The sequence below is a fragment of the Rathayibacter sp. PhB152 genome, assembly GCF_003751395.1.
In the GTDB taxonomy this organism is placed as follows: Bacteria; Actinomycetota; Actinomycetes; order Actinomycetales; family Microbacteriaceae; genus Rathayibacter; species Rathayibacter festucae.
Map to the genome: position 1 here is coordinate 1 of NZ_RJUT01000001.1, position 21,381 is coordinate 21,381.

Below are 21,381 nucleotides of genomic sequence, written 5' to 3' on the forward strand. Positions count from 1 at the left end.
AGAACTCAACACCCGCCCCCGCAAAACCCTCGACTGGGCCACCCCCGCCCAACGCCTCGACCAACTCCTCGTTGCAACAACCACTTGACCACAAGGGGTCTCGATACGCCCCTTCGGGGCTACTCGACCAGCATGCAGCGCCGGGCATACGGGCCCGCGCCGTCCATGCACTCCCGGGCATGCGTCCTCCCTGCTGATCGCGCACTCCCGGGCACGCCCCCTCCATGCTGATCGAGTAGCCCGCGCAGCGGGCGTATCGAGATCCACAACTGCCAGAAGTCCGGTCCATCGAGAGGCCGCCCGCCGCAGCGTCGTACATCAGCCCGATGTACAACGTCGCGCGTGCAACGGGAGCCGGAACGGCGTCCCCCGCGGAATCACCTCCGGAAGGGGGATCTGCAAGGGGGTTCGCCCGGAGCGGCCGCGTTCTACGCTCGGCGCATGCCCCTCCGCAGTGCTGCGAGCGCCCCCGCCGTCCTCCCGCGGATCGCCGCGCCGAGCGCCCGGCAGCGGGCGGCGGCCGAGGTGCTCGGGCACGTCGTGGTGGCTCTCGCGGTCGGATCAGCGCTGCTGCTGCTGGCGTCGGCGAGCGTCGCGGGGCTGCCGTTCCTGGCTGGCGAAGGCCGCCTGCCGCCGTTCGAGGCGTGGTCGCTGATGCGGACCTCGGCGACCGTGCAGATCGGCGCCGCCGTGCTCGCCGCCGGCCTCGCCGCGCTCGCCCGAGCGGGCGGCTGCCGCCTCCGCGCCGACCGCTGGTGCCTCGTCGCAGCCCTGAGCGCCGCCGCCGGCGCCGTGCTGCTGGCGGCGCCGCCGCTCTAACGCCGCCGAGGCGTCCTCGAACGGTCGAGACGTCCAGGTGGAACGGGACGCCTCGACCGGAACGGGACGTCTCGGCGAGCGCCCCTACGCCGGGGCCCCGATCGTCGAGTCCTCGTAGTCCTCCGTGAGGCCGTGGGGCGTCTTCTCCCACTTGTGCGGGCTGAAGACGATCTGCCAGGCCGCGCGCCAGGCCGAGATGGAGTGCAGCACCCAGTAGACGGGGTTCAGGATCGCGAACGCCGCGACCCGCCAGTTGTAGCGCTTCCAGGCCGCGATCCCCGAGACGACGATCATCAGCGTGTTCGAGAAGAGCATGTTCGTCGTCCCCGCGACGATCAGCCACTCCGGCAGATCCAGCCCGAGGAACTGCACGCCGATGTAGGTGATCACGGTGAAGCCGAGCACCAGCGGGTAGAGCAGGAAGGCGACCGGCGTCCCCATGATCAGCGCCACCAGGCTCAGCGAGCCGAGCACCCCGTTCACCTTGAACCAGCGGATCGGGTGCCGCGTGTTCACTCCCGCGGTCATCATGTAGCCCTTGATCCAGCGGGTGCGCTGCTTGATCCACGCGGGGACCTCGGCGCACGCCTCCTCCCAGGTGTTGGAGTCGACGACGCCCACGCGGTAGCCGTGCGCGGCCACGCGCAGGCCGAGGTCGGCGTCCTCCGTCACGTTGTACGGGTCCCAGGCGCCGAGCTCGCGGAGCACGCGCGTCTCGAAGTGGTTCGAGGTGCCGCCGAGCGGGATCGGCAGGTGCGACTGGTCCAGGCCCGGCAGCATCGCGCCGAACCAGTGCGCGTACTCGACCGCGAACATCCGGGTGAGCACGTTGTAGTCGGCGTTGAAGTAGCTCAGCGCCCCCTGCAGGCAGACGAGCTGCTTCTGCTCCGGATCCACGTGCTCGCGCTCGAACGCGTCCTCGCGGAACAGCCGCACGCACTTGCGCAGCTGGTCGGGGTCGGGCCGGTCCTCGGCGTCGTAGATCACCACGAACTCGCCGCGGGCGAAGCTGAGCCCGTAGTTGCAGGCGCGCGGCTTGGTCTGCGGGCCGCCCGGGGGCACGATCACCATCCGCACGTACTCCGGCGGGCTCATCCGGCGCACCGCCGAGATCGTCTCGTCGTCGTCGGCCTCGAGCAGCACCAGCACCTCGAGCTTGGCCTTCGGGTAGTCGAGGGCGCCGAGGTTCACCAGCAGCTTGCTGATGATGTTGGCCTCTTTGTAGGCGGGGACGAGGATCGTGTAGATCGGCAGCTCCTCGTCGGTCATCCGCGGCGGCGAGACGTCCAGGCCGCGGCGGCCGCGCTCGATCGCCACCTCCTCCTCCCACGCCTTCACCGAGCTCTGATTGAGCGGCGCGCGCAGGCCGGCCAGCGCCTTGAAGGCGATGTTCATCAGGAAGAGCAGGTTGGCCGCGGCGAGCACGATCACGAAGGTCAGGCTCGGCGCGAGAACGGCGCCGACGATCACGATCGCGGCGACGACGAGCGGAGTGATCACCTGCCAGCGGCGCAGCCCCGACTTGGCCGACTCGTCGCCGCTCTGCACCGCGAGCGAGTCGGCCGCGCCGAAGAGCAGGGCGGCGCGGCAGGCGCTCTCGACGGCCTGGAAGATGTCCCAGTCCGTCGTGGTCCGCACGGTGACCACGTCGACCTCGAGCATCGCCCGCGCCTCGGCGAGCATCTCCTCGGTCGGCGGGACGGAGGTCGCGATGACGCCGGTCCCGTCGGGCAGCACCCGCCAGGGCACCCAGCCCGCGCCGACCAGGGTGGAGGCGCCGATGCGGGCGAGCAGCGCGGCCCCCGGCGGCTCCTCGACCAGGTCGAGCATCGGCGCGTCCCACTGCTCCGCGAGCGCCCCGTACATCTCGCGCCGGGTGACGGCGCCGTCGATGACGAGGTGCCGGCCGAGCAGGCCGCCCTCGCGCGCCTGGCGGCGCAGCGCCTCGTCGAGCTGCTCGGCCGTGATCAGTCCGCGGGAGAGCAGGATCTCGCCCACCCGGGGCGTCGTCGTCGCCATGGTCAGCCTCCGAGCCGCTCGTAGATGACGTAGATCCCCTGCGCGAACACCGGCCGGTAGCGGGTGTCGAAGGAGGAGTCGCGGGTGATCGCGTCGTAGACGAGGTCGGCGACGCCGGTCTCGCTCAGCTCGGGGGCGTCCGCGGTGGTCACGAAGACCCACTTCGCGTGCGTGTACGGGGCGGCGAGCGCCTCGTCGAACAGCTCGCCGGCCGAGCGGTTGTAGTACTCGGCGAGCGGCACGCCGATCTCGGGCAGCAGAGCGTTGCCGGCTGCGCTCTCGTCGATCAGGATGCCGCCGCCGTCGTAGTTCTCGCTCAGGAACCGGGCCGCCGCGGTCGCGCCCGACGCCTCCTTGATCGAGACGTAGCCGGTCGCCTCCGCGATCACCGCGTTGCGGTCCAGGTCCTGCACCCACCAGGCCGTCTGCGCGCCGAGCAGCACCAGCACGAGGCCGAGCGCGCCCGCGCCGATCCGCGGCACCCGCCGCAGCGCGTCGACCAGCACGGCGCCGAGCACCGCGAGGAACGGCAGCACCGACAGCGCGTAGCGGTTGTTCCACCAGTTCGTCGGCAGGGTCTGGTCGTTGTTCATGTGCGTCTGGCCGAGGTAGAGGCTCAGCAGCGAGAAGGCGTAGGAGACGATCATCAGCCAGATCACGAGGGCGTCGTCCGAGATCCCGCGCCGCCAGGCCAGCACCAGCGCACCGGCCAGGCCGAGCGCGACCGTCAGCAGGCCCGAGGTCTCGAGGACCGCCCAGTTGTACGACCAGAGCGTGAGCCCCGCGTTGCCCTGGTAGGCGAGCAGCCCCGCGTCGGCGACCGCCTTCTGCAGATTCGCCGCCGAGTACTGGCCGTTCATGAACTCGAGCGGGTTGCTGTAGACCGCGAAGTTGTAGACCAGCCACCAGACGATCGCGATCAGCGGCAGGATCCCGAAGGCGCTCGCCATCTTGATCGCGTAGACGAAGGACCGCTTCTTCCGCCAGGCGACGATCAGCACCACGAACGTGCCGCCGAAGACGAGCACCCAGCCCTCGTAGCGCGAGAGCGTCGCGGCCGCGGCGGGCAGGCCGGAGAAGACCATCATCTCGCCGGCGCTGAGGTTGCGCCGGCTGGTGACCCAGTGCGCCAGCCCGGAGAAGCAGCCGACCATCGTGACGATCAGCACCGGCTCCGTCATCGCCGTCGAGAAGGCGTAGAGCACGCCGGGATTCGCCAGCACCAGCAGCACCGCGGTGAGCCGGCCGGCGCGCAGGTGGCCCACCCGCGCCGAGATCCGGTAGACGCCGCAGGCCGTGCCGGCCAGGCAGATCATCCCGAGCAGCCCGGCCGCCCAGCCCGTGTGCCAGAGCCAGAGCGACTGCACGAACGGGATCAGGATCAGGCTCGGCACCGGCAGCCAGACCGTGCCGAGCTGGGTGAAGCCGGGCGCCTTCGAGTCGAAGATGCGCCGCGAGATCGAGAGGTGGCTCTGGGTGTCCGCGTAGGCGAGGTTGATCCCGGAGGAGGTGGTCACCAGGCAGGCCGCGAAGCCGACCAGCAGCGAGACCACCAGGATCACGACCGTGCCGGGCACCTGCCGCCCGGTGACCGGCCGGCCGAGGCGCTCCCACGCCTCCCGCCACCAGGGGAGGCGGGCGGGCGCGCCGGCCACCGGCGGCGGGGCGGCGATCGTGCTGGTCATCCGCTTGTCAGTCGGTCGAGGAGTGGCGCGCGGCGGGGTGGTCGCCCTCCGCGGCCGGCGCGGAGGCGGGCGCAGCGGCGGAGTCGGCGGCCGCGGGCTCGCCGGCCGCCCGCTCCTGCGCGTCGACGTAGGCGGCGACCTTCCGCGACCGGCGACGGCGCGCCAGCCAGCCGAGGAGGATCAGCAGGCCGATCACCACGACCGCGATCACGAACCAGATCGCGTAGGAGGAGTAGTCGTCCTTCACCTCGTCCTGCGGGGTGATCTCGTTGCTGTCGATCGCGACCGGGTCGGACTCGGTCGAACCGGAGACCGCGAGGTTCCCGGACAGCGAGGTCCAGCCCTCCTCCGCGGCCCAGCCGGCGATCGAGGACTGCAGGGCGGAGGACGCCGTCGCGTCGCCGTCGGCGCTCCAGCCGCCCAGCAGCACGATGTCGCGGCCGTCGGTGGTGAAGGCCTCGAGGGCCGCGTAGGGCGCCTCGGTGCCGACGCCGTAGCTGAGGCGCGAGGCGTCGATCGCGGTGAAGGAGGCGAGGCGCAGCGGCGTCTTCAGCGCCTCGGCCTCGTCGGTCCCGGCACCCACGACGATCCCGGAGCGGTCCGAGTCGACGAACTCGTCGACGCTCACGACCGAGACGGCGAGGGGGTCGGAGTCGACCCGCTGCAGCGCGGTGACGAGGTCGCCGGCGCTGCGCAGCGCGTCGGCACCGCTCGCGGAGCCGCCGAACGCGACGGCGAGCTCGCCGCCGAAGGCCTGCGGGAAGCGGCCGAAGCCGGGCGCCGCGGACTCGCCGCGGACGCCGGTGACACTCGAGCCCGCGCCGTCGACGAAGAACTCGATCGGCACGGAGTCGGCCGAGCCGATGCAGGCGCCGTCGCTCTCGCGCACGGCCGAGAGCGTCACCGAGAGGCCGTTGGACGCACTGAGCTGCCCGGTCGGCACCGGCAGCGTCATCGCGACGTCGGTGTCCTGGCCCAGCACCGTCGAGCCGATCAGGAAGTCGTTCCAGTAGACGTTCGCGGTCGCGGTGATCCCCTCGGGGACGGCGGAGTGCGTGCCGACCAGGTCCAGCTCGACGCTCGAGACCGGCCCGCCGAACGCGGACTGCGTGATGGTCGTGTAGCTCGTCGACGCCCCGGTGCTGCCGAGGGCGATGCGCTCGGTGCCGAAGTCGGCCAGCGTGTGCTCGAGCGAGCTCGAGGGGACGACCTTCTGCGCGAGACCGGTGGTGGTCGCGCTCGAGGCGAGGCCGGCGTACTCGCTGCCGAGCGCCGCACCGGCCGCGGCGAGGTCCGCCTCCGCGCCGGTGAGGGTCAGCTCGGGCACGCCGCCGGCGTCGCCGATCGCGCTGACGACGTCGCCGTCCCCCGACGCGAAGCGCACGATGCGGCCCTGCGCGGCGTCCAGCGCTGGGCGGCCCTCGGTCGCGCTCTCCTCCGAGACGGTGATCGCGGTGCCGGAGGAGTAGCGCGAGGCGAGCGAGGCCGCCGCAGAGAGGCCCGCGGCGCGCAGGGCGTCGTCGGCGCCGTCGGGCACGACGATCGAGACGCCGGTGACCGCGTCCGGGAAGAAGTCGCCGACGGTGGTCGGCGCGGTCGGGGTGCCGTCGACGACGACACCCAGGCCGGAGACGCTCAGCACCTCGCTCCCGACCTCGCAGAGCGCGCCGCCCGAGTCGCCGGAGCCGCCGAGCTGGAAGCCGACCGCGAGCACGCCGTCCACGACGTCGGAGGCCTGGACCGGCGCGTCGATCGCGGTCGCGGTGGCGGCGTCGAGCGTCTGCACGACCCGGCCCGACACGATGACCGAGAGCGTGCCGGTGAGCGGCTCGAGCGGAGCGAGCGACGCGATCACCCGGGTCGGCACGACCCCGTCGGCGACCGGGACGGTGACGAACTGCGGCTCGGAGCCGGCCGAGACCGAGACGACAGCGTCGCTCTCGAGCCCCTGGACGACGCCGCCGGTGGCCGGATCGACGAGGTCGGCGGCGGACGCGGAGGTCGCGCCGCCGAGGACGAGACCGAGGCAGAGCACCGGGGCGAGGACCGGGACGAGGGCGCGTCGAGGCAGGAGCGGAGAAGCCATGGGGCGGGGTTCCGATCGGCATACGGGAGTCCGGGAGGTCCGGCGCTCGAGGATGGAGAGTGGAACGGTCGTGCACGAAAGCTCGGCGGAGAACCGCGGAAGTGCGGGGGAAACGCCCCGTTCTCGCGTCAGTCTAGGCAGTCGCTGACACCCGAACCGGTGGTGAGCAATCGGTGCTCCGCCCCCGTCCGAGTGTCAGGCCGGCCGTAGACGAATCCCTGCACATCGGTCACTCCGAGCTCGCGCAGCACCGCGACCGTCTCCTCGTCCTCCGCCCCCTCGACGATCATCCGCACCCCGACCGCGACCGCGAACGACTGCATCGCCCGGACGATCTCGCGCTGGCGCAGCTCGGTCGTCAGGTCGGCGATCAGGGCGCGGTCGAGCTTCACGACGTCGAGGGGGAACGTCGCCACGGCGAGCGCCGAGGAGCCCTCCGTGCCGAAGTCGTCCAGCGCCAGCAGCACGCCCGCGTCGCGCAGGAGCTGGGCCTGCGCGCGCAGCTCGTCCGTCGCCGCCGCGAGCGACCCCTCGCTGAGCTCGAGGCAGAACCGCAGGCCCGGGAAGCGCTCGGGCACGGCGGCGAAGTACGGGCCGAGCCGCTCGTCGGCGAGCTGCTCCAGGTCCGCGTTGACGCTCATGCACTCCACCCCCGCACCGGAGTCGCGGAAGCAGGCGGCGGCGGACATCGCCTTCTCCACCACCTGCACGGTCAGCTCGTCGAGCAGGCCGGCGTGCCGCACCGTCCGGATCAGCAGGGACGGGTCGATCCGCCCGAGCACCGGGTCCTCCAGCCGCACGAGCGCCTCGTAGGCCCAGATCCGGTCGGTGCCGAGGTCGACGACGGGCTGGAAGGCGAGGTCGAGGGTGCGGTCGCGGAGGGCGCGCGACGCCACCTCGCGCACCGGGTCGGTCAGCACCGAGGTGACGTCGAGGCTGCTCGAGCGCCCGCGGCCGCTGCGGCCCCGCCCGCGCTTGAGCGCGAGCATGCTGCGGTCGGCCTCGATCACGATGGTCGTCGGGTCCGTCTCCTCGTGCGCCGAGAACGCGACGCCGACGGTCACCACCGGGGCGAGGGTGTCGCCGTCGACGGTCGCCGGCTCGCTCACCCGCTCGACCAGGGTCTGCGCCCGCCGGCGCGCGTCCTCGGCCGAGTCGAGTCCGCGCAGCACCAGCGCGAACTCGTCGCCGCCGACCCGCGCGGCGACTCCGCCCTCGTCGGCCACCTCCGCGAGCCGCTCCCCGACCAGGCGCAGCATCTTGTCGCCGACGTGGTGCCCGCGGCCGTCGTTGAGGTCCTTGAAGTCGTCCAGGTCGAGGAAGAGCACCGCGATGCCCTCGAACGGCCGCCGCTCGCGGTTGGCGACGGCGAGCGCCGACTGGAACACCCGCTGGTTCGGCAGCCCGGTCAGCGCGTCGTGGTCCACGGAGCGCCGCAGCGACTCGACGTCGTGGCGGGTGCTCAGCGTGTCCGCGCCCATGTGCGCGAGGGCGTCGAGGATCTGCTCGTCGTCGTCGTTGAACGGGATCGCGCTCACCCGCTTCGACGCGACGACGTACCGGGTCCGGCCGTCGGGCAGGAGCATGGCGGAGGCGATCTCCCGTCCGGAGGCGGGCTCGTCGCGCACCTCGATCGCGTCCGCCTCGATCGAGGTCAGCGCGTGGCGGACGATCTTCCGCTCCGCCTGCTCCACGGTCCCCCAGGGCAGCGCGAGTGCCGCGTCGAGCACGCCGGCGAGCCGGCGCCGCACTCCGCGCACCTCGATCCGCTTCGCCACGCCGAAGACCAGCGCGCCGACCACCAGGACGACCATCGGGCTCTGCTCGATGGCGGGGTCCCCCGCCATCGCCGGCACGACGACGGCGTCCAGGAGCCAGACGGCCGTGCTGAGCAGCCAGACGAGGGCGAGGTAGAAGCCGACCCGCTTGAGCGAGAGGGCGCCGAAGCCCCGCTCCCACTGCATCCCCCAGCGGCCGCGCTGGCGGAGGAGGTCGACGAGCAGGATGACGGCGAGGAAGAGCGCGCTCGCCGCGAGCAGCGCGATCGGCGGCGTCAGCACGGCCCTCCCCGCCTGGAAGACGGTGACGTAGAGGAGCGCGGCGAGGGACCCCAGTCCCGTGACGTAGCCCGCGACCGCGAGGTTCCTGGTCTGCAGCAGCTGGGTGACCAGGCTCGCCGCCGTCCAGACGCCGAGCAGGCGGAACGGGTCGGCCTCCGGCTGCATGATCACGAGGAGGGTGACCGTCAGGCCGGCGACCGGCATGCCCGAACGGCGGCCGAGGGCGATCCGGAACGCCGCAGTGAGGGCGACGGCCACGCCGAACGCGGCGACGAACGCCCAGCTGACCGGCGGCGTGATGATCAGCAGCGCCGTCGCGCGGGCGATGAGCACGAGCGCGAAGAGGCTCAGCACGCCCGCGATCGCCAGATCGAGGAGGCTCAGCTCGCGCGTACGGGGCATGGTGGCATGCTAGGCCGTGGGCCCTTCCGCGCCGCCTCCGCCGGACTGTCGACGATCCCTGCGGCCCCAACGCCCCACTTCGGAGGTCGGCGCCGCCTCCCCGACCGGTCGACTGTGAGCGGATGCCCCCTCTCACCGCACTGACCGCCGACCTCACCCGTCGCAGTCTCCTCGCCTCCCCTCTGGGCGCCGCCGCGGCCGGCACCGCCCCCTCCGACCCCGTCCTGCACTCCGAGATCGCCTCCCCGGGCGGAGTCGCCGGCCTCGACTCCACGGCCACCGTCCCCGTCACCCAGCTCCCCGAGGCGGTGCGCACCGTCTCCGGCGAGCGCCCCGTCGCGAAGGGCGAGCTCGTCTACAACGTCCAGGACTACGGCGCGACCGGCGACGGCAGCACCGACGACCTGCCCGCCATCGACGCCGCGATCGACGCGGCCGTCGCCAGCTACGGCGGTGTCGTGTACTTCCCGCGCGGCATCTACCGCATCGCCGGATCGATCGGCCGCGCCGAGGGCCTGGCGAGCATCGCCTTCCGCGGCGCGGGCGAGCTGTCCACCCGGATCCGCTCGCTGACGAACGCCCCCGTCGTCACCGGTGCCTTCTCCGCCTGCCGCTTCGACAACCTGATCCTCGACGCGAACGGCCTCGGCTCGCCCTGCGTCTCCGCGCACCTGGACAAGACGGTGCTCGACTCGCTGCAGCTCTACGGCTGGACCGACTACGGCATGCGCCTGAACGACGGAACCTTCGGCGACCTCGGCCTGCTCAACCGCATCCAGCGCTGCAGCATCGACCAGTGCACCGGCACCGGCATCTGGACCGGCTACCGGATGATCGACTCCTGGATCGTGGAGAACAACATCGGCGCGAGCTACGCCGACCTCTCGATCGAGGGCGGCCCGATCCGGATCCTCGGCAACCACCTCGACGGCTCGCCGCAGATCAACATCGAGCTGCGCGGCAACCGCCGCATCACCATCGCGAACAACATCATGGAGGGGGCGCGCCGGCAGTCCCTCGTCTACACGATGCCGCCGTGGCTGACCGAGGACCTCGCGCAGATCCAGATCGTCGGCAACGCGATCAGCAACGGCGGCAAGGCGGCCGCGAACACCTACCCCGCCATCGCGATCCTCGGCGTCTCGCCGACCGCCCGCACCGTCGGCTTCAGCATCACCGGCAACATCTTCGCCTGCGAGGACGCCGGCTCCGGCTGGACCCACTGCGTCGAGGCCCTCAACGCCCGCGCCGTCTCCGTCCTCGGCAACCAGTGGGCGACCGGCCACGTCAACGCCAAGCCCGTCCGCGCCGTCGGCAGCACCGCCTACGAGGTCATCGGCAACCACGGCGACAACGCGGTGAAGACCACGTAGCCGCCGATCGAGCGGCTCCGCCGCACAGGGGGCGTGTCGAGCACATGCTGGTCGAATAGCCCGCAGGAGCGTATCGAGCACATGCTGGTCGAGTAGCTCCGCAGGAGCGTATCGAGACCCACCGTCCCCGCAACGCCGGATCTCGATACGCCCGCTCCGCGGCCTACTCGATCAGCATGAAGGGCCCCGCGCCCATGCTGGTCGAGCACCCCCTTCGCATGCTGGTCGAGTAGCCCCGCAGGGGCGTATCGAGACCCACCCACCCCCTTCGCATGCCGGTCGAGCAGCCCCGCAGGGGCGTATCGAGACCCACCCACCCCCTTCGCATGCCGGTCGAGCAGCCCCGCAGGGGCGTATCGAGACCCACCCACCCCCGAACCTCTGCCACCGTGTCCCCATGCCCCGTCTCGCCGCCGCCACCACCGCGCACGTCGACGCGATGCACCACCCGCGCCGCGAGCAGATCGAGCGCACGCGCGAGGCGGTCCTCGCCGCCGACGAGCGCCTGGTCGAGTCGGTGAAGTGGAACGCCCCGAGCTACGCGATCGGCGCCCACCTGGTGACCCTCCGCCTCCGCCCCGGCGACCGCGTCGAGGTGATCCTGCACCGCGGCGCCGCGCCCCTCGCCGGCCCGCCCCCTGCCGACGCGCTGTCCGACCCCGGCCACCGCCTCGACTGGCGCGCCCCCGACCGCGCCGTCCTGGCACTCGCCCCCGGCGAGGACCCGTCCTGGCTCACCCCCCTCGTCGCACAGTGGCTGGCGGCCGTCGCCCCGCACTGACCCGCTCGCCCCTCACCCGACCTCCGGCACGCGAAACCACCTCCGGCACGCCGGAACCGCCCGATCTCACGAGCCCGACCCCGTTCCACGAGCCGAACCCGACCCCCGGTCGACCTTCGGCACGCGGAACCGCCTCCGGCACGCGAGATCTGCGCGATTCCGCGAGCCGAACCTCACCCCGCGAGCCGAACCGACGCCGCCCGACCTCCGGCACGCGAAACGACCTGTGGCATGCCGGAACCGCCCGATCCCGCGAGCCGTACCCGATCCCGCGAGCCCGAGGTCCTCCCGAGCCGCGCACCCGCCCCGCGCGTCAGCGCCAGGCCAGCGCCGACCTCTCGGCCCAGTACTCCCTCGGATCCCGCGCCGGCAGCCCCTCCGGCACCCCGCCGGCCCGCGCGCGCACGTTCTCCCGCAGCTGCGCCGGAGTCGCCGCCCCGCTCAGCACCACGTCGGCCCACGGCTGCCCGAGCGCCGCACCGAGCGCGAGCTCCTCGGGAACCCCCGGCAGCCCCCGCAGCACCGCCGGCGCCCGGTCGCCGACCAGCCGCCCGTTCGCGAGCGCCTCCTTGACCACCACGGTCCACCCCGCGTCGTGCGCCTCGGCGAGCGCCGCGCCGGCCGAGCGCTCGAGCAGGTTCCACGTCGTCTGCACCGTGCTGAACGGCGAGTCCGGGATCGCCAGGGCGAGCCGGATCGTCCGCGCCTGCTCCGGTCCGCTCGTCGACAGTCCGACCGCGACTCCCGACCCGGCGAGCCCGCGCAGCCGGTCGAGCAGCGCCCGGTCCACGAGCGCCGGGCTCTCCGGCGTGATCGAGTGCACGAGGTAGCGGTCGGGCGCGCTGCCCAGCGCCGCGAGGGTCGCCGACCACTGGCGCTCGAGCATCGCGACCGAGTGCTCCTTGCGCTCGTGCACCTCAGCGTCCATCGCCCAGTCGCCGACGTACTCGTAGCCCCACTTCGACTCGACGGTCAGCTCGCCGCGCCGCTCCGGATGCTCCGCCAGCCACCCGCCGAGGAACTCCTCGGCCCGTCCGTACGACCGAGCGACGTCGAAGAAGCGGACGCCGAGACCCCACGCGGTGTCGAGCAGCTCGTGCGTCCGCACGCGGAGGGCGTCGACGCTGCGCCCCTCCGGCGGCCCGAGATCGCCGTCGCGCCCGGCGGTGATGTAGGCCGGTCGCCCGACGGCGGCCAGGCCGAGGCCGAGGCGGGGAGTGCGGGATGCCATGGTGCTCGTTCCGTCCGGGGGGGGTGCCTCCACCGTAGCCACCGCCCGCGCACCCCGCCCGCCCCGCTACCGTCGAGCGGGTGACCACCGCCGACCGCCGCACCCTCGACCGCAGCATCCTGCGGCTCGCCGTGCCCGCGCTCGGGGCGCTGATCGCCGAGCCGCTGTTCCTGCTCACCGACTCCGCCCTCGTCGGCCACCTCGGCGCGGTGCCGCTGGCCGGCCTCGCCCTCGGCGGCGCGGTGCTGCAGACGATCGTCGGCCTGATGGTCTTCCTCGCCTACAGCACCACGCCCCGGGTCGGCCGCGCGCTCGGCGAGGGCGACGAGCGCCGCGCGGTCGCGGCCGGCATCGACGGCGGCTGGCTCGCGCTCGCCCTCGGCGCGGTCATCGCGGTCGCCGGAGCCCTCGCCGCTCCCGCCCTCATCGGCCTCTTCGGCGCGGAGCCCGCGGTCGCCGACGCGGGCGTCCGCTACCTCTCGGTGAGCATGGCCGGCATCCCCGCGATGCTCGGCGTCTTCGCCCTGACCGGGCTGCTCCGCGGCTTCCAGGACACCCGCACTCCGCTCATCATCGCGGGCGGCGGATTCGCGGTGAATGCGGCCCTGAACGCCGTGCTGATCTACCCCGCCGGCCTGGGGATAACCGGGTCCGCCCTGGGGACGGTGATCGCCCAGTGGGGCATGTTCGGTGCCTACGCGGTGATCGCCCTGCGGCTCGCCCGCCGCGTCGGAGCGCCGCTGCGCCCGCACCCGGCCGGGCTGCGCACCTCCGCCGGCTCGGGCGGCTGGCTGCTGCTGCGCACCGCCTCGCTGCGCGCCGCCATCCTGCTCGCCGTCGCGGTCGCCGGCTCTCTCGGCGCGGAGGAGCTCGGCGCGTTCCAGGTCGCGATGACGCTGTTCTCCACGGTCGCCTTCGCCCTCGACGCCGTCGCGATCGCGGCGCAGGCGCTGCTCGGCCGCCTCCTCGGCGAGGGCGACCCGGCGCGCGCCCGAGCGGTCGCGAAACGCTGTGTGACCTGGGGAATCGGCGCCGGAGTCGCCCTCGGAGCGGTCATCGTCGCGACCAGCGGAGTGCTCCCGTTCGTCTTCTCCAGCGACCCCGAGGTGCTCCGCCTGCTCCCCGCCGCCCTCGTCGTGGTCGGCCTGACGGCTCCGCTCGGCGGCTTCGTGTTCGTCCTGGACGGCGTGCTGATCGGCGCCGGCGACGGCCGCTACCTCGCCCTGAGCGGCCTCGTGAACCTCGCCGTCCTCGCCCCGCTGGCCCTCCTCGCGCCCCTCACGCCCGAGGACTGGCGCCTCCTGGCCCTCTGGATCGCCTACGCCGTCGGCTTCCTCGGCGCCCGCGCGCTCACCCTCGGCCTCCGCTTCCGCGGCGACGTCTGGCTCCGCTGACCCTCGAACGAAGTTTCGAACACCCTGTGGACAACCCTGTGGACAACTCCCGGCGCCCCCCCCTCTCTCCCCCCCTCCGCGAGATGCCACTTATGAGCACGACACGCCGCAGAATCCGCTCATAAGTGGCATCTCGCGGGAGGGGTCAGCGCGGCGGTGCGCTCGTGGTGCCGCGGTGGAAGACGGAGGTGAAGCGCACGGGCTCGGCCTCGTCGCCGGCGATCAGCGCGAGGACGGCGCGGGCCGCGGCCCGGCCCTTCTCCACCGCGGGCTGCGCCATCGTCGTCAGGTCGTACTCGGCCGCGAGCCCCGGCACCTGCACCCCGTCGAAGCCGACCACCGACACGTCGGCCGGCACCCGCAGTCCGAGCTGCTCGGCCGCGAGGATCACCCCGGCCGCCAGCAGATCGCTCTGCGCGATCACGGCCGTCGGCGGCCGGGCGGCATCGAGCAGCACCCGCCCGGCGGCGACCCCCTCGTCGACCGTGCTCGCCCCCGCCGCCACGACCTCCGGATCGCCGAACACGTCCCGCGCGCCCAGCAGCCGCTCGACGGCCGTGATGCTCGGGCTCGAGCGCCAGTCGGCCGGGATCGGCCCGCGGCGGCGGTCCTTCGCGAACGGCAGCGAGACGACGGCGACGCGCTCGTGCCCGAGTTCCCGCAGATGCTCGGCGAGCGTCCGGGTCGCCTCCCGGTTGTCGAGCGAGACGACGGCAGCGCCGAGATCGGAGACCCCCTCGACCACCACGACCGGCACGCCGCGGCGCCGCAGCACCGCCACCGAGTCGTCGACGGAGGGACTGCAGCCGACCAGGATCATCGCGTCCACCGGCGCCGTCGCCAGCAGCCCCGAGCCGCCCTCGGTCTCGGTGAGCAGCAGGATGCCCGCGTCGGCCCCGCCGAGCACGTCCGCGATGCCGTCGAGCATCGCGATCTTGATCGGGTCGCGGAAGGCGTGCAGCACGCGCTCGTCGACGACGACCCCGACGATCCCCGAGCGCCCGCGCCGGAGCGACTGCGCCCGCGGGTCCGGTCCGGCGTAGTCGAGCTCGGCGGCGGCCTGCAGCACCCGCTCGCGGGTCGACGGCGCGACCGGTCCGGAGCCGCTGAACACGAGCGACGCCGTCGACGGCGACACCCCGGCCCGGCTCGCGACCCGCGCGAGGGTCGGGCGCGACGTCGGCGATCCACCGCTCTTCGACTCCACGGCCTTGCTCGACTCCACGGTGCTCCTCGTCCCCGACCCGGAGGGCCGGCGCCCGGCGACCCGTCCTTGACCGGTCCCGGCGTTCCGGATAGCTTAGACCGGCCCGCATCGAATCGATTCGATTCCCCTCGATCAGGCCTCTCCGACCGCCCCGCGATCAGCCAGGACCCCGCATGCCCTCGACCACCGCCCTCAGCCGCCCGCAGCTCGTCGCGTGGCGCAACGCCGTCTTCACGATCTTCGTGCTGAGCGGCCTCTCGATCGCGACCTGGGTCTCGCGCACTCCCGCCATCCGCGACGAGCTGCAGCTCCCCACCTCCGGCGTCGGCCTGCTGATCCTGTCGATGTCGATCGGCGCGATCGTCGGCCTCAGCCTCTCCACCGCGATCATGTCGGCGCTCGGCGCCCGCCGCGGCATGGTCGCCGGACTCGTCGTCTGCTCCTCCGGCCTCGCGCTCCTGGGCCTCGCGGCGGACGCGTTCGGCTCGCTCCCCCTCGCCTTCGCGGGCATGGTGCTGCTGGGCTTCGGCAACGGCGCGGTCGACGTGATGATGAACGTCGAGGGCTCCGCGAACGAGAAGGCCTTCGGCAAGACCCTGCTCCCGCTCTTCCACGCCTTCTTCAGCCTCGGCACCGTCCTCGGCGCGATCCTCGGCGCCGCCGCCTCCGCGCTCGCCGTGCCGGTGGCCGCACACCTCTCGGGCGTCGCCGTCGTCGTGGTGATCACCGTCTCCGTCGCGATCCGCTTCGTCCCCGTCCGCGACGAGCTCGACACCTCCGGGGTCGCCGTCGTCGCGAAGGCGCCGGTCCGCGAGCGCGTCGCCGCCTCGCTCGGCGTCTGGCGCGACCGCCGCCTGGTGCTGATCGGCGTGATCATGCTGGGCATGGCCTTCGCGGAGGGATCGGCCAACGACTGGCTGACCCTCGCGATGGTGGACGGCCACGGCACCGACAAGACCACCGCCGCCGTCGTCTTCGGCGTCTTCGTCGCGGCGATGACCGTCGGCCGCGTCCTCGGCGGCCCCGTGCTCGACCGCTTCGGCCGCGTGCCGGTGCTCCGCGCGTCCGCCGGGCTGGCGATCGTCGGCATCCTGCTCTTCATCCTCGCGCCGGTCGACGGCCTCGTCATCGCCGGCGCCGTCGCCTGGGGCCTGGGCTGCTCGCTCGGCTTCCCGGTCGGCATGTCCGCCGCGGCCGAGGGCCCGCACTCGGCGGCCCGGGTCAGCGCCGTGGCGATGCTCGGCTACGTCGCCTTCCTCGTCGGCCCGCCCGCGATCGGCTTCCTCGGCGAGCACTTCGGCCTCCTCAACGCGCTCTTCCTGGTGCTCGCGCTCGTCGTCCTCGCCGGTCTCGCCTCACCCGCCGCCCGCCCGCAGAAGGAGCCCTCGGAGCGCGTGCAGGACGGAGCGTCGGCGTGAGCGCCCCCGGCCTCGAACCCTGCCGCGTCGCCGTCGTCACCGGCGCGAACCACGGTATCGGCGCCGCGATCGCCGAGCGCCTCGCCGCCGACGGCCTGGCCGTTCTGGTCGCCTTCCTCGCCGAGGAGCTGCCGGAGTACGAGCCGGAGCGCCAGCGCCTCGCCCACCGGACCGACGGCGAGCAGGTCGCCGAGCGGATCCGCGCCGCGGGTGGCCGCGCCCGCGCCGTCTCCGCCGATCTGCGCGACGCCGCCTCCGCCGCCCTGCTCCTCGACGCCGCGGAGGAGTCGCTCGGCCCGGTCGACGTCCTCGTGCACAACGCCACCGGCTCCGTCATCGACACCTTCCGCACCCGCCCGAACGACTGGATGGGCCGCCCCCAGCGCCGGGTCGACGCCGCGAGCATCGACCGGGTGCTCGACATCGACGCCCGCGCCGGCGCGCTGCTGATCGCCGAGCTCGCCGAGCGGCTGGAGCGCCGCGGCGGCCACGGCGGCCGGATCGTGACGCTCACCTCGGGCGGCGAGCGCGGCTTCCCCGGCGAGGTCTCCTACGGCGCCGCCAAGGCCGCCCTGGTGAACTACACGATCTCCGCCTCGCTCGAGCTCAGCCCGCTCGGCGTCACCGCCAACGCGGTCCACCCGCCCGTGACCGACACCGGCTGGGTCACCGACGACGTCCATGCCGCCGTCGCCGCGAACGACGCCTTCTTCGACGTCGCCCGCCCCGACGAGGTCGCCGACCTCGTCTCCTACCTCGTCTCCCCCGCCGGCCGCCGCGTCACCGGCAACGTCCTCCGCATGGCCTGACCCGCTTCGACCCCGCAGGGGCCCCCTTCATGCTGGTCGAGTAGCCCCGCAGGGGCGTATCGAGACCCACTGCCCCCAGCACGACGAGCCTGCAATCCGCCCTGCTGACGCCGCCGGATCTCGATACGCCCGCTCCGCGGCCTACTCGATCAGCAAAGACCGCGGCCTCACCCGTCATGGGGAGTCCGCCGCCCCCCTCATGCTGGTCGAGTAGCCCCGCAGGGGCGCATCGAGACCCACCCGTCCGACCGCCCCCGACCACCGCCGTCTATCCTCGACGGGTGCGTCTCGTCATCGCGCGCTGCTCCGTCGACTACACCGGCCGTCTCAGCGCCCACCTCCCCCTCGCCACCCGACTGCTGCTGGTCAAGGCCGACGGCAGCGTCCTCGTGCACTCCGACGGCGGCTCCTACAAGCCGCTGAACTGGATGAGCCCCCCGTGCATCCTCAGCACCGGCGAGCCCGACGAGGACGCCCGCGCGGCCGGCGTCCACGAGCAGTGGACGGTCACGCACCGCAAGACCGGCGACGCCCTCGTCGTCTCGATCCACGAGGTCCTGCACGATTCCGCGCACGAGCTCGGCGTCGATCCCGGCCTGATCAAGGACGGCGTCGAGGCGCACCTGCAGCGCCTCCTGGCCGAGCAGATCGATCTGCTCGGCGAGGGCCACACCCTCGTCCGGCGCGAGTACATGACGGCGATCGGACCGGTCGACATCCTCGCCCGCGATTCGAGCGGCGCCTCCGTGGCGGTCGAGATCAAGCGCCGCGGAGAGATCGACGGCGTCGAGCAGCTGACCCGCTATCTCGAGCTGATGAATCGCGATCCGCACCTCTCTCCGGTCACCGGAGTCTTCGCGGCGCAGGAGATCAAGCCGCAGGCGAGGACCCTCGCGCAGGACCGCGGCATCCGCTGCGTCGTGCTCGATTACGAGTCGATGCGCGGCGTCGACGACTCGCACACCCGCCTCTTCTAGCGCTCGCGTCCCCCTTTCCAGGGGCTCTGCGAGAATCCACGAGCGGTCGTGGAGAACAGCACGCGAAAGGCCCCGTCGACGGATCGACGGGGCCTTTCGACGATGCGGGCGCGACCTCTCGGTGCGCCCGGCGCGGCTCTACTTGTGCGCGGCGGCGTAGGCCGCCTGGACCTCGGCGGGGATGCGACCGCGGTCGGACACCTGGTGTCCGTTGGCGTTCGCCCACTCGCGGACGGCCTTGAGCTGCTTGGGGTCGCTCTTCGACGCCGAGGCGACCGACGTGGCGGCAGCGGGGCGCGAGCCGACGCGGCGGCCGTTCGAGACGAACTTCTCGAGCACGGAGTGCAGCTCGGCGATGTTGTCCGGACCGAGGTCGATCTCGTAGTTGGCTCCGTCGATGCTGAAGCGGACGGTGCCGCCGTCCCCGGAGTCGATAGGGGTTCCGTCGATATCGTCGACAAGCGTGATCTTCTGGGCCACTTTTCCTCCTGGATGTCACTGACAGGAGGAGACATTACCCCTTCTTGTCGGCGGTCGAGCACTTATCGGCGCCATTCGCCCGATTCTCTGTCGTCATCTGCGCCGATACTCAGGATAAGCGTCGCAATCCGCCTGAGAATCGGCTCATCTCTCCGGCATCCGTCGTATAGCGCACTCGGACATCGAATGCGCGCGATTGTCGCGATGGATTCGAGAGATGGCGCGAACCCGGATACCGTGAAGACATGCCACGGAGGAACGGACCCCCTGCCCGCCCGTCGCGACCCGGCCCGTACCGCAACACCGCGGCGCGCGAAGCGCTCGAGGCACTGGTCGCCGACGCGACCGCGGAGGGGGTCGAGCGCCTCCTCGCCGCCTGCCTCGAGGGCTCGCTCGTCGTCGATGTGACCGGCTCGCAGCCCGGTGGCGTGCCGCACGTGCGCGTGGTCGCGACGACCACCGGCGAGCAGGTGCTCCCGCTGTTCACCTCGACCGACGAGCTGCGCGCCGCCGTCCCCCGGCAGCAGCACCCGCGCGTGCAGATGCTGGTCCTGCCCGGCCGCGAGGCGTTCGCGCTGATCCGCACCGCCGACTTCGTCGCCGTCCAGCTCGACGCCGGCTCGATCGCCCAGGTCGTCACCCGGTCGTTCATCGAGCAGTCCCTCGACGCCCCGGCACCGTAGAGTGTTCCCCCCGACGGGGCACACCGCCGGGATCACGACGTCCCTCCGAGGGCAGGAGCCCGCCATGTCCGACACCACTCTCGCGCCCGACGCGCAGCCCGGCATCGCAGCGACCTGGAGCTGCATCCTCTTCGACCTCGACGGCACGATCACCGATTCGGCGCCCGGCATCACCGGCACACTCGTGGACACCTTCGTCGAGCTCGGCCGCCCGGTGCCCACCCCCGTCGAGCTGCTCGCCTACGTCGGACCGCCGCTGCTCGACGCGTTCCGCGAGCTCGGCGGGATGAGCGTCGACGAGGCGCAGGCCGCCCTCGTCGTCTACCGCCGCCGCTACAACGCGGGCGGTCTCTTCGACTCCAGCGTCTACCCCGGTCTGCCGGAGCTGCTGGCGGGCATCGCCGCCGCCGGCATCCCGCTCTCGCTCGCCACCTCGAAGCCGGAGTCCGCCGCGCGCCGGGTCCTCGAGCACTACGGCCTCGCGCAGCACTTCACGATCATCTGCGGCGCCTCCGAGGACGAGGTCCGCAGCGCCAAGGCGGACGTCGTCGAGGAGGCGCTGCGCCGCCTCCGCGAGATCGGCGTCGACCTCTCCACGCCGGTCATGGTCGGCGACCGCGAGCACGACGTGCACGGCGCCGCCGCGCACGGGGTGCCGACGATCATGGTCGAGTGGGGCTACGGCTCCCCGCTCGAGGCGGTCGGCACCATCGCGGTGGCCTCGGGCGCGGGCGAGCTGCGAGCGCTCCTGCTGCCCTGACGCCGGGCGCCCTTCCGCGTCCTGCGCCCCGTACGATGAGGGCATGACTGGTCTGGGCGTCGTCCTCTCTTTCGTGCTCTTCCTCGGCGGGATCCTGGTGCTCGGCAACTCGTTCCTGCTGCCCGACCTGGCCGGGTTCCTCTTCTTCGGCGGGATCCTGATGATCTCGGCGTCGCTCGCGCTCGCCTTCCACCTGCTGCCGAAGTCGGAGTAGCGCCCGGCGCCTCGCCGGCGGCCGGAGCAGCCCCGGGCGACCGGCCGGCGACCGGAGCGGCGTCGGCGCTCAGCCCAGCGAGTTCGCGTCGAGGTTGATGACGTTGCCGATGTAGACCGCCTCGCCCGCCCCCGCGACCCCGGGGTTCATCCGCAGCAGCTGCTGCACGGGGATCCCGAAGCGCTGGGCGATGTCGAAGAACGAGTCGCCCGCGACCACGGTGTAGGTGATGATCTCCCCCGCGCCGTTCGTGGCCGGCTCGCCGGTCGCTCCCGGGACCGCGCCGTTGTCGACGGCGAAGGCCGTCTCCGGGATCACCGGCACGTCATTCGGAGTGAAGGTGACGGTCGCCTCCGGCACCGGCACGAAGACCGTGGCGGTCGACTGCGGGAGCGCGGCCGTGACGGTCGGATCAGGCGTCGGCGTCGCGGTGGCGAAGACCGTCACCGTGGGCGCCGGAGTCGGCGCAGAGCAGCCGGTGAGCACCCCCGCGGCCACCAGCGCGAGCAGTGCGCCTCCCAGAACTCGTGCGCGCATGTGCTCCCCCTCGTCGCGCCCACCCCCGGGCGCACGGATCCACCCTAGGAGACGCGCGGGGCGGGAGGTCGCCGGACGCCGCCGGGAGCGGATCCGCGGCGCGGGTCAGGCGTGCGGCTCGGGCAGCAGGCGCAGCCCGCCGCCGCCGTTCGCCGCGTCCATCAGCACCTCGACCCAGGACGGGTTGATCGTGGGCTGGCGGCTGCCGGCGAAGTGGAACTGCAGCGCGATGTTCGGGTTCATCCAGAACGAGTGGCGGCCGCGAGCCCCCTCGGGCATGGAGTCGAGGGTGAGGCTGAAGCGCTCGTCGCGCCGGAACTTCGCGTAGACGACGATCTGCAGGTGCGCGAGGGTCCGGTCCTCGATCTCGATCACGGCCGGCGGTGTGCCGTAGAGGAATTGACCCATGCCGCCAGCCTATCCCTAGTTCGACTCTTTACTAGAAG

Annotated in this window: 19 protein-coding genes; 10 read left to right on the forward strand and 9 right to left on the reverse strand. The window is 72.9% G+C overall.

Translation table 11 applies throughout. From position 1 onward, the window contains the following. Positions 1–441: 441 nt before the first annotated feature. Positions 442–819, forward strand: coding sequence for a hypothetical protein (locus EDF36_RS00005; protein WP_123731402.1), 378 nt, complete (start codon positions 442–444; stop codon positions 817–819). A gap of 84 nt (positions 820–903) precedes the next feature. Here EDF36_RS00005 and EDF36_RS00010 read toward each other — a convergent pair whose 3' ends face one another. The 4 genes from EDF36_RS00010 to EDF36_RS00025 all read right to left on the reverse strand — a co-directional run bounded on the left by EDF36_RS00010 (position 904) and on the right by EDF36_RS00025 (position 9,071). After that, entirely contained in the window at positions 904–2,838 is a 1,935-nt protein-coding gene (locus tag EDF36_RS00010; RefSeq protein ID WP_123731403.1) for a glycosyltransferase, read from the reverse strand. A 2-nt stretch (positions 2,839–2,840) separates the two neighbouring features. Continuing rightward, positions 2,841–4,523, reverse strand: a complete 1,683-nt coding sequence (locus EDF36_RS00015) for a glycosyltransferase family 39 protein (RefSeq protein ID WP_123706076.1) — start codon at positions 4,521–4,523, stop codon at positions 2,841–2,843. Between the two features lie 7 nt (positions 4,524–4,530). Then, on the reverse strand, positions 4,531–6,609 hold the full coding sequence (locus tag EDF36_RS21035; protein WP_185020310.1) for a hypothetical protein: 2,079 nt from the start codon (positions 6,607–6,609) through the stop codon (positions 4,531–4,533). 128 nt (positions 6,610–6,737) lie between these two features. Further along, complete coding sequence (locus EDF36_RS00025) at positions 6,738–9,071, reverse strand: bifunctional diguanylate cyclase/phosphodiesterase (protein ID WP_123731404.1); 2,334 nt, start codon at positions 9,069–9,071, stop codon at positions 6,738–6,740. A 122-nt stretch (positions 9,072–9,193) separates the two neighbouring features. On the opposite strand from EDF36_RS00025, the gene EDF36_RS00030 reads away from it, so the two are divergent. Next, positions 9,194–10,444, forward strand: coding sequence for a glycosyl hydrolase family 28-related protein (locus tag EDF36_RS00030; RefSeq protein WP_123731405.1), 1,251 nt, complete (start codon positions 9,194–9,196; stop codon positions 10,442–10,444). A gap of 397 nt (positions 10,445–10,841) precedes the next feature. Then, positions 10,842–11,225: a DUF1801 domain-containing protein gene (locus EDF36_RS00035; protein WP_123706079.1), complete on the forward strand. Its 384-nt coding sequence runs from the start codon at positions 10,842–10,844 to the stop codon at positions 11,223–11,225. Positions 11,226–11,538: 313 nt separating this feature from the next. On the opposite strand, the gene EDF36_RS00040 is transcribed toward EDF36_RS00035, so the two are convergent. After that, entirely contained in the window at positions 11,539–12,456 is a 918-nt protein-coding gene (locus EDF36_RS00040; RefSeq protein WP_123731406.1) for an aldo/keto reductase, read from the reverse strand. A gap of 80 nt (positions 12,457–12,536) precedes the next feature. Between EDF36_RS00040 and EDF36_RS00045 the strand changes: the two genes are divergently transcribed. Beyond that, complete coding sequence (locus EDF36_RS00045) at positions 12,537–13,850, forward strand: MATE family efflux transporter (RefSeq protein ID WP_260300463.1); 1,314 nt, start codon at positions 12,537–12,539, stop codon at positions 13,848–13,850. 145 nt (positions 13,851–13,995) lie between these two features. Here EDF36_RS00045 and EDF36_RS00050 read toward each other — a convergent pair whose 3' ends face one another. Then, positions 13,996–15,075 (reverse strand): LacI family DNA-binding transcriptional regulator, encoded by a 1,080-nt coding sequence (locus EDF36_RS00050; protein WP_260300464.1) that lies wholly within the window; start codon positions 15,073–15,075, stop codon positions 13,996–13,998. A 155-nt stretch (positions 15,076–15,230) separates the two neighbouring features. Here EDF36_RS00050 and EDF36_RS00055 point away from each other — a divergent pair, with 155 nt between their 5' ends. From EDF36_RS00055 to nucS, 3 genes are all read left to right on the forward strand, one after another. Beyond that, complete coding sequence (locus EDF36_RS00055; protein WP_123731407.1) at positions 15,231–16,475, forward strand: sugar MFS transporter; 1,245 nt, start codon at positions 15,231–15,233, stop codon at positions 16,473–16,475. Next, positions 16,472–17,284, forward strand: coding sequence for an SDR family NAD(P)-dependent oxidoreductase (locus EDF36_RS00060; protein ID WP_123731408.1), 813 nt, complete (start codon positions 16,472–16,474; stop codon positions 17,282–17,284). The genes EDF36_RS00055 and EDF36_RS00060 overlap by 4 nt, the downstream gene beginning before the upstream one ends. Before the next feature lie 281 nt (positions 17,285–17,565). Next, positions 17,566–18,261: an endonuclease NucS gene (gene nucS / locus EDF36_RS00065; protein ID WP_123706083.1), complete on the forward strand. Its 696-nt coding sequence runs from the start codon at positions 17,566–17,568 to the stop codon at positions 18,259–18,261. A 138-nt stretch (positions 18,262–18,399) separates the two neighbouring features. Here the strand turns inward: nucS and EDF36_RS00070 are convergent, their stop codons facing one another. After that, entirely contained in the window at positions 18,400–18,741 is a 342-nt protein-coding gene (locus EDF36_RS00070) for an Lsr2 family protein (RefSeq protein ID WP_123447211.1), read from the reverse strand. Positions 18,742–18,986: 245 nt separating this feature from the next. Here EDF36_RS00070 and EDF36_RS00075 point away from each other — a divergent pair, with 245 nt between their 5' ends. The 3 genes from EDF36_RS00075 to EDF36_RS21040 all read left to right on the forward strand — a co-directional run bounded on the left by EDF36_RS00075 (position 18,987) and on the right by EDF36_RS21040 (position 20,398). Then, positions 18,987–19,424, forward strand: coding sequence for an SseB family protein (locus EDF36_RS00075; RefSeq protein WP_123706084.1), 438 nt, complete (start codon positions 18,987–18,989; stop codon positions 19,422–19,424). 64 nt (positions 19,425–19,488) lie between these two features. Continuing rightward, positions 19,489–20,184, forward strand: coding sequence for an HAD hydrolase-like protein (locus EDF36_RS00080; protein ID WP_123731409.1), 696 nt, complete (start codon positions 19,489–19,491; stop codon positions 20,182–20,184). 43 nt (positions 20,185–20,227) lie between these two features. Further along, positions 20,228–20,398, forward strand: coding sequence for a hypothetical protein (locus EDF36_RS21040; protein WP_164874567.1), 171 nt, complete (start codon positions 20,228–20,230; stop codon positions 20,396–20,398). A gap of 69 nt (positions 20,399–20,467) precedes the next feature. On the opposite strand, the gene EDF36_RS00085 is transcribed toward EDF36_RS21040, so the two are convergent. Continuing rightward, positions 20,468–20,935, reverse strand: a complete 468-nt coding sequence (locus tag EDF36_RS00085) for a LysM domain-containing protein (protein WP_123706086.1) — start codon at positions 20,933–20,935, stop codon at positions 20,468–20,470. Between the two features lie 105 nt (positions 20,936–21,040). Next, complete coding sequence (locus EDF36_RS00090; protein ID WP_123447216.1) at positions 21,041–21,343, reverse strand: ATP-dependent DNA ligase; 303 nt, start codon at positions 21,341–21,343, stop codon at positions 21,041–21,043. Positions 21,344–21,381: the final 38 nt, after the last annotated feature.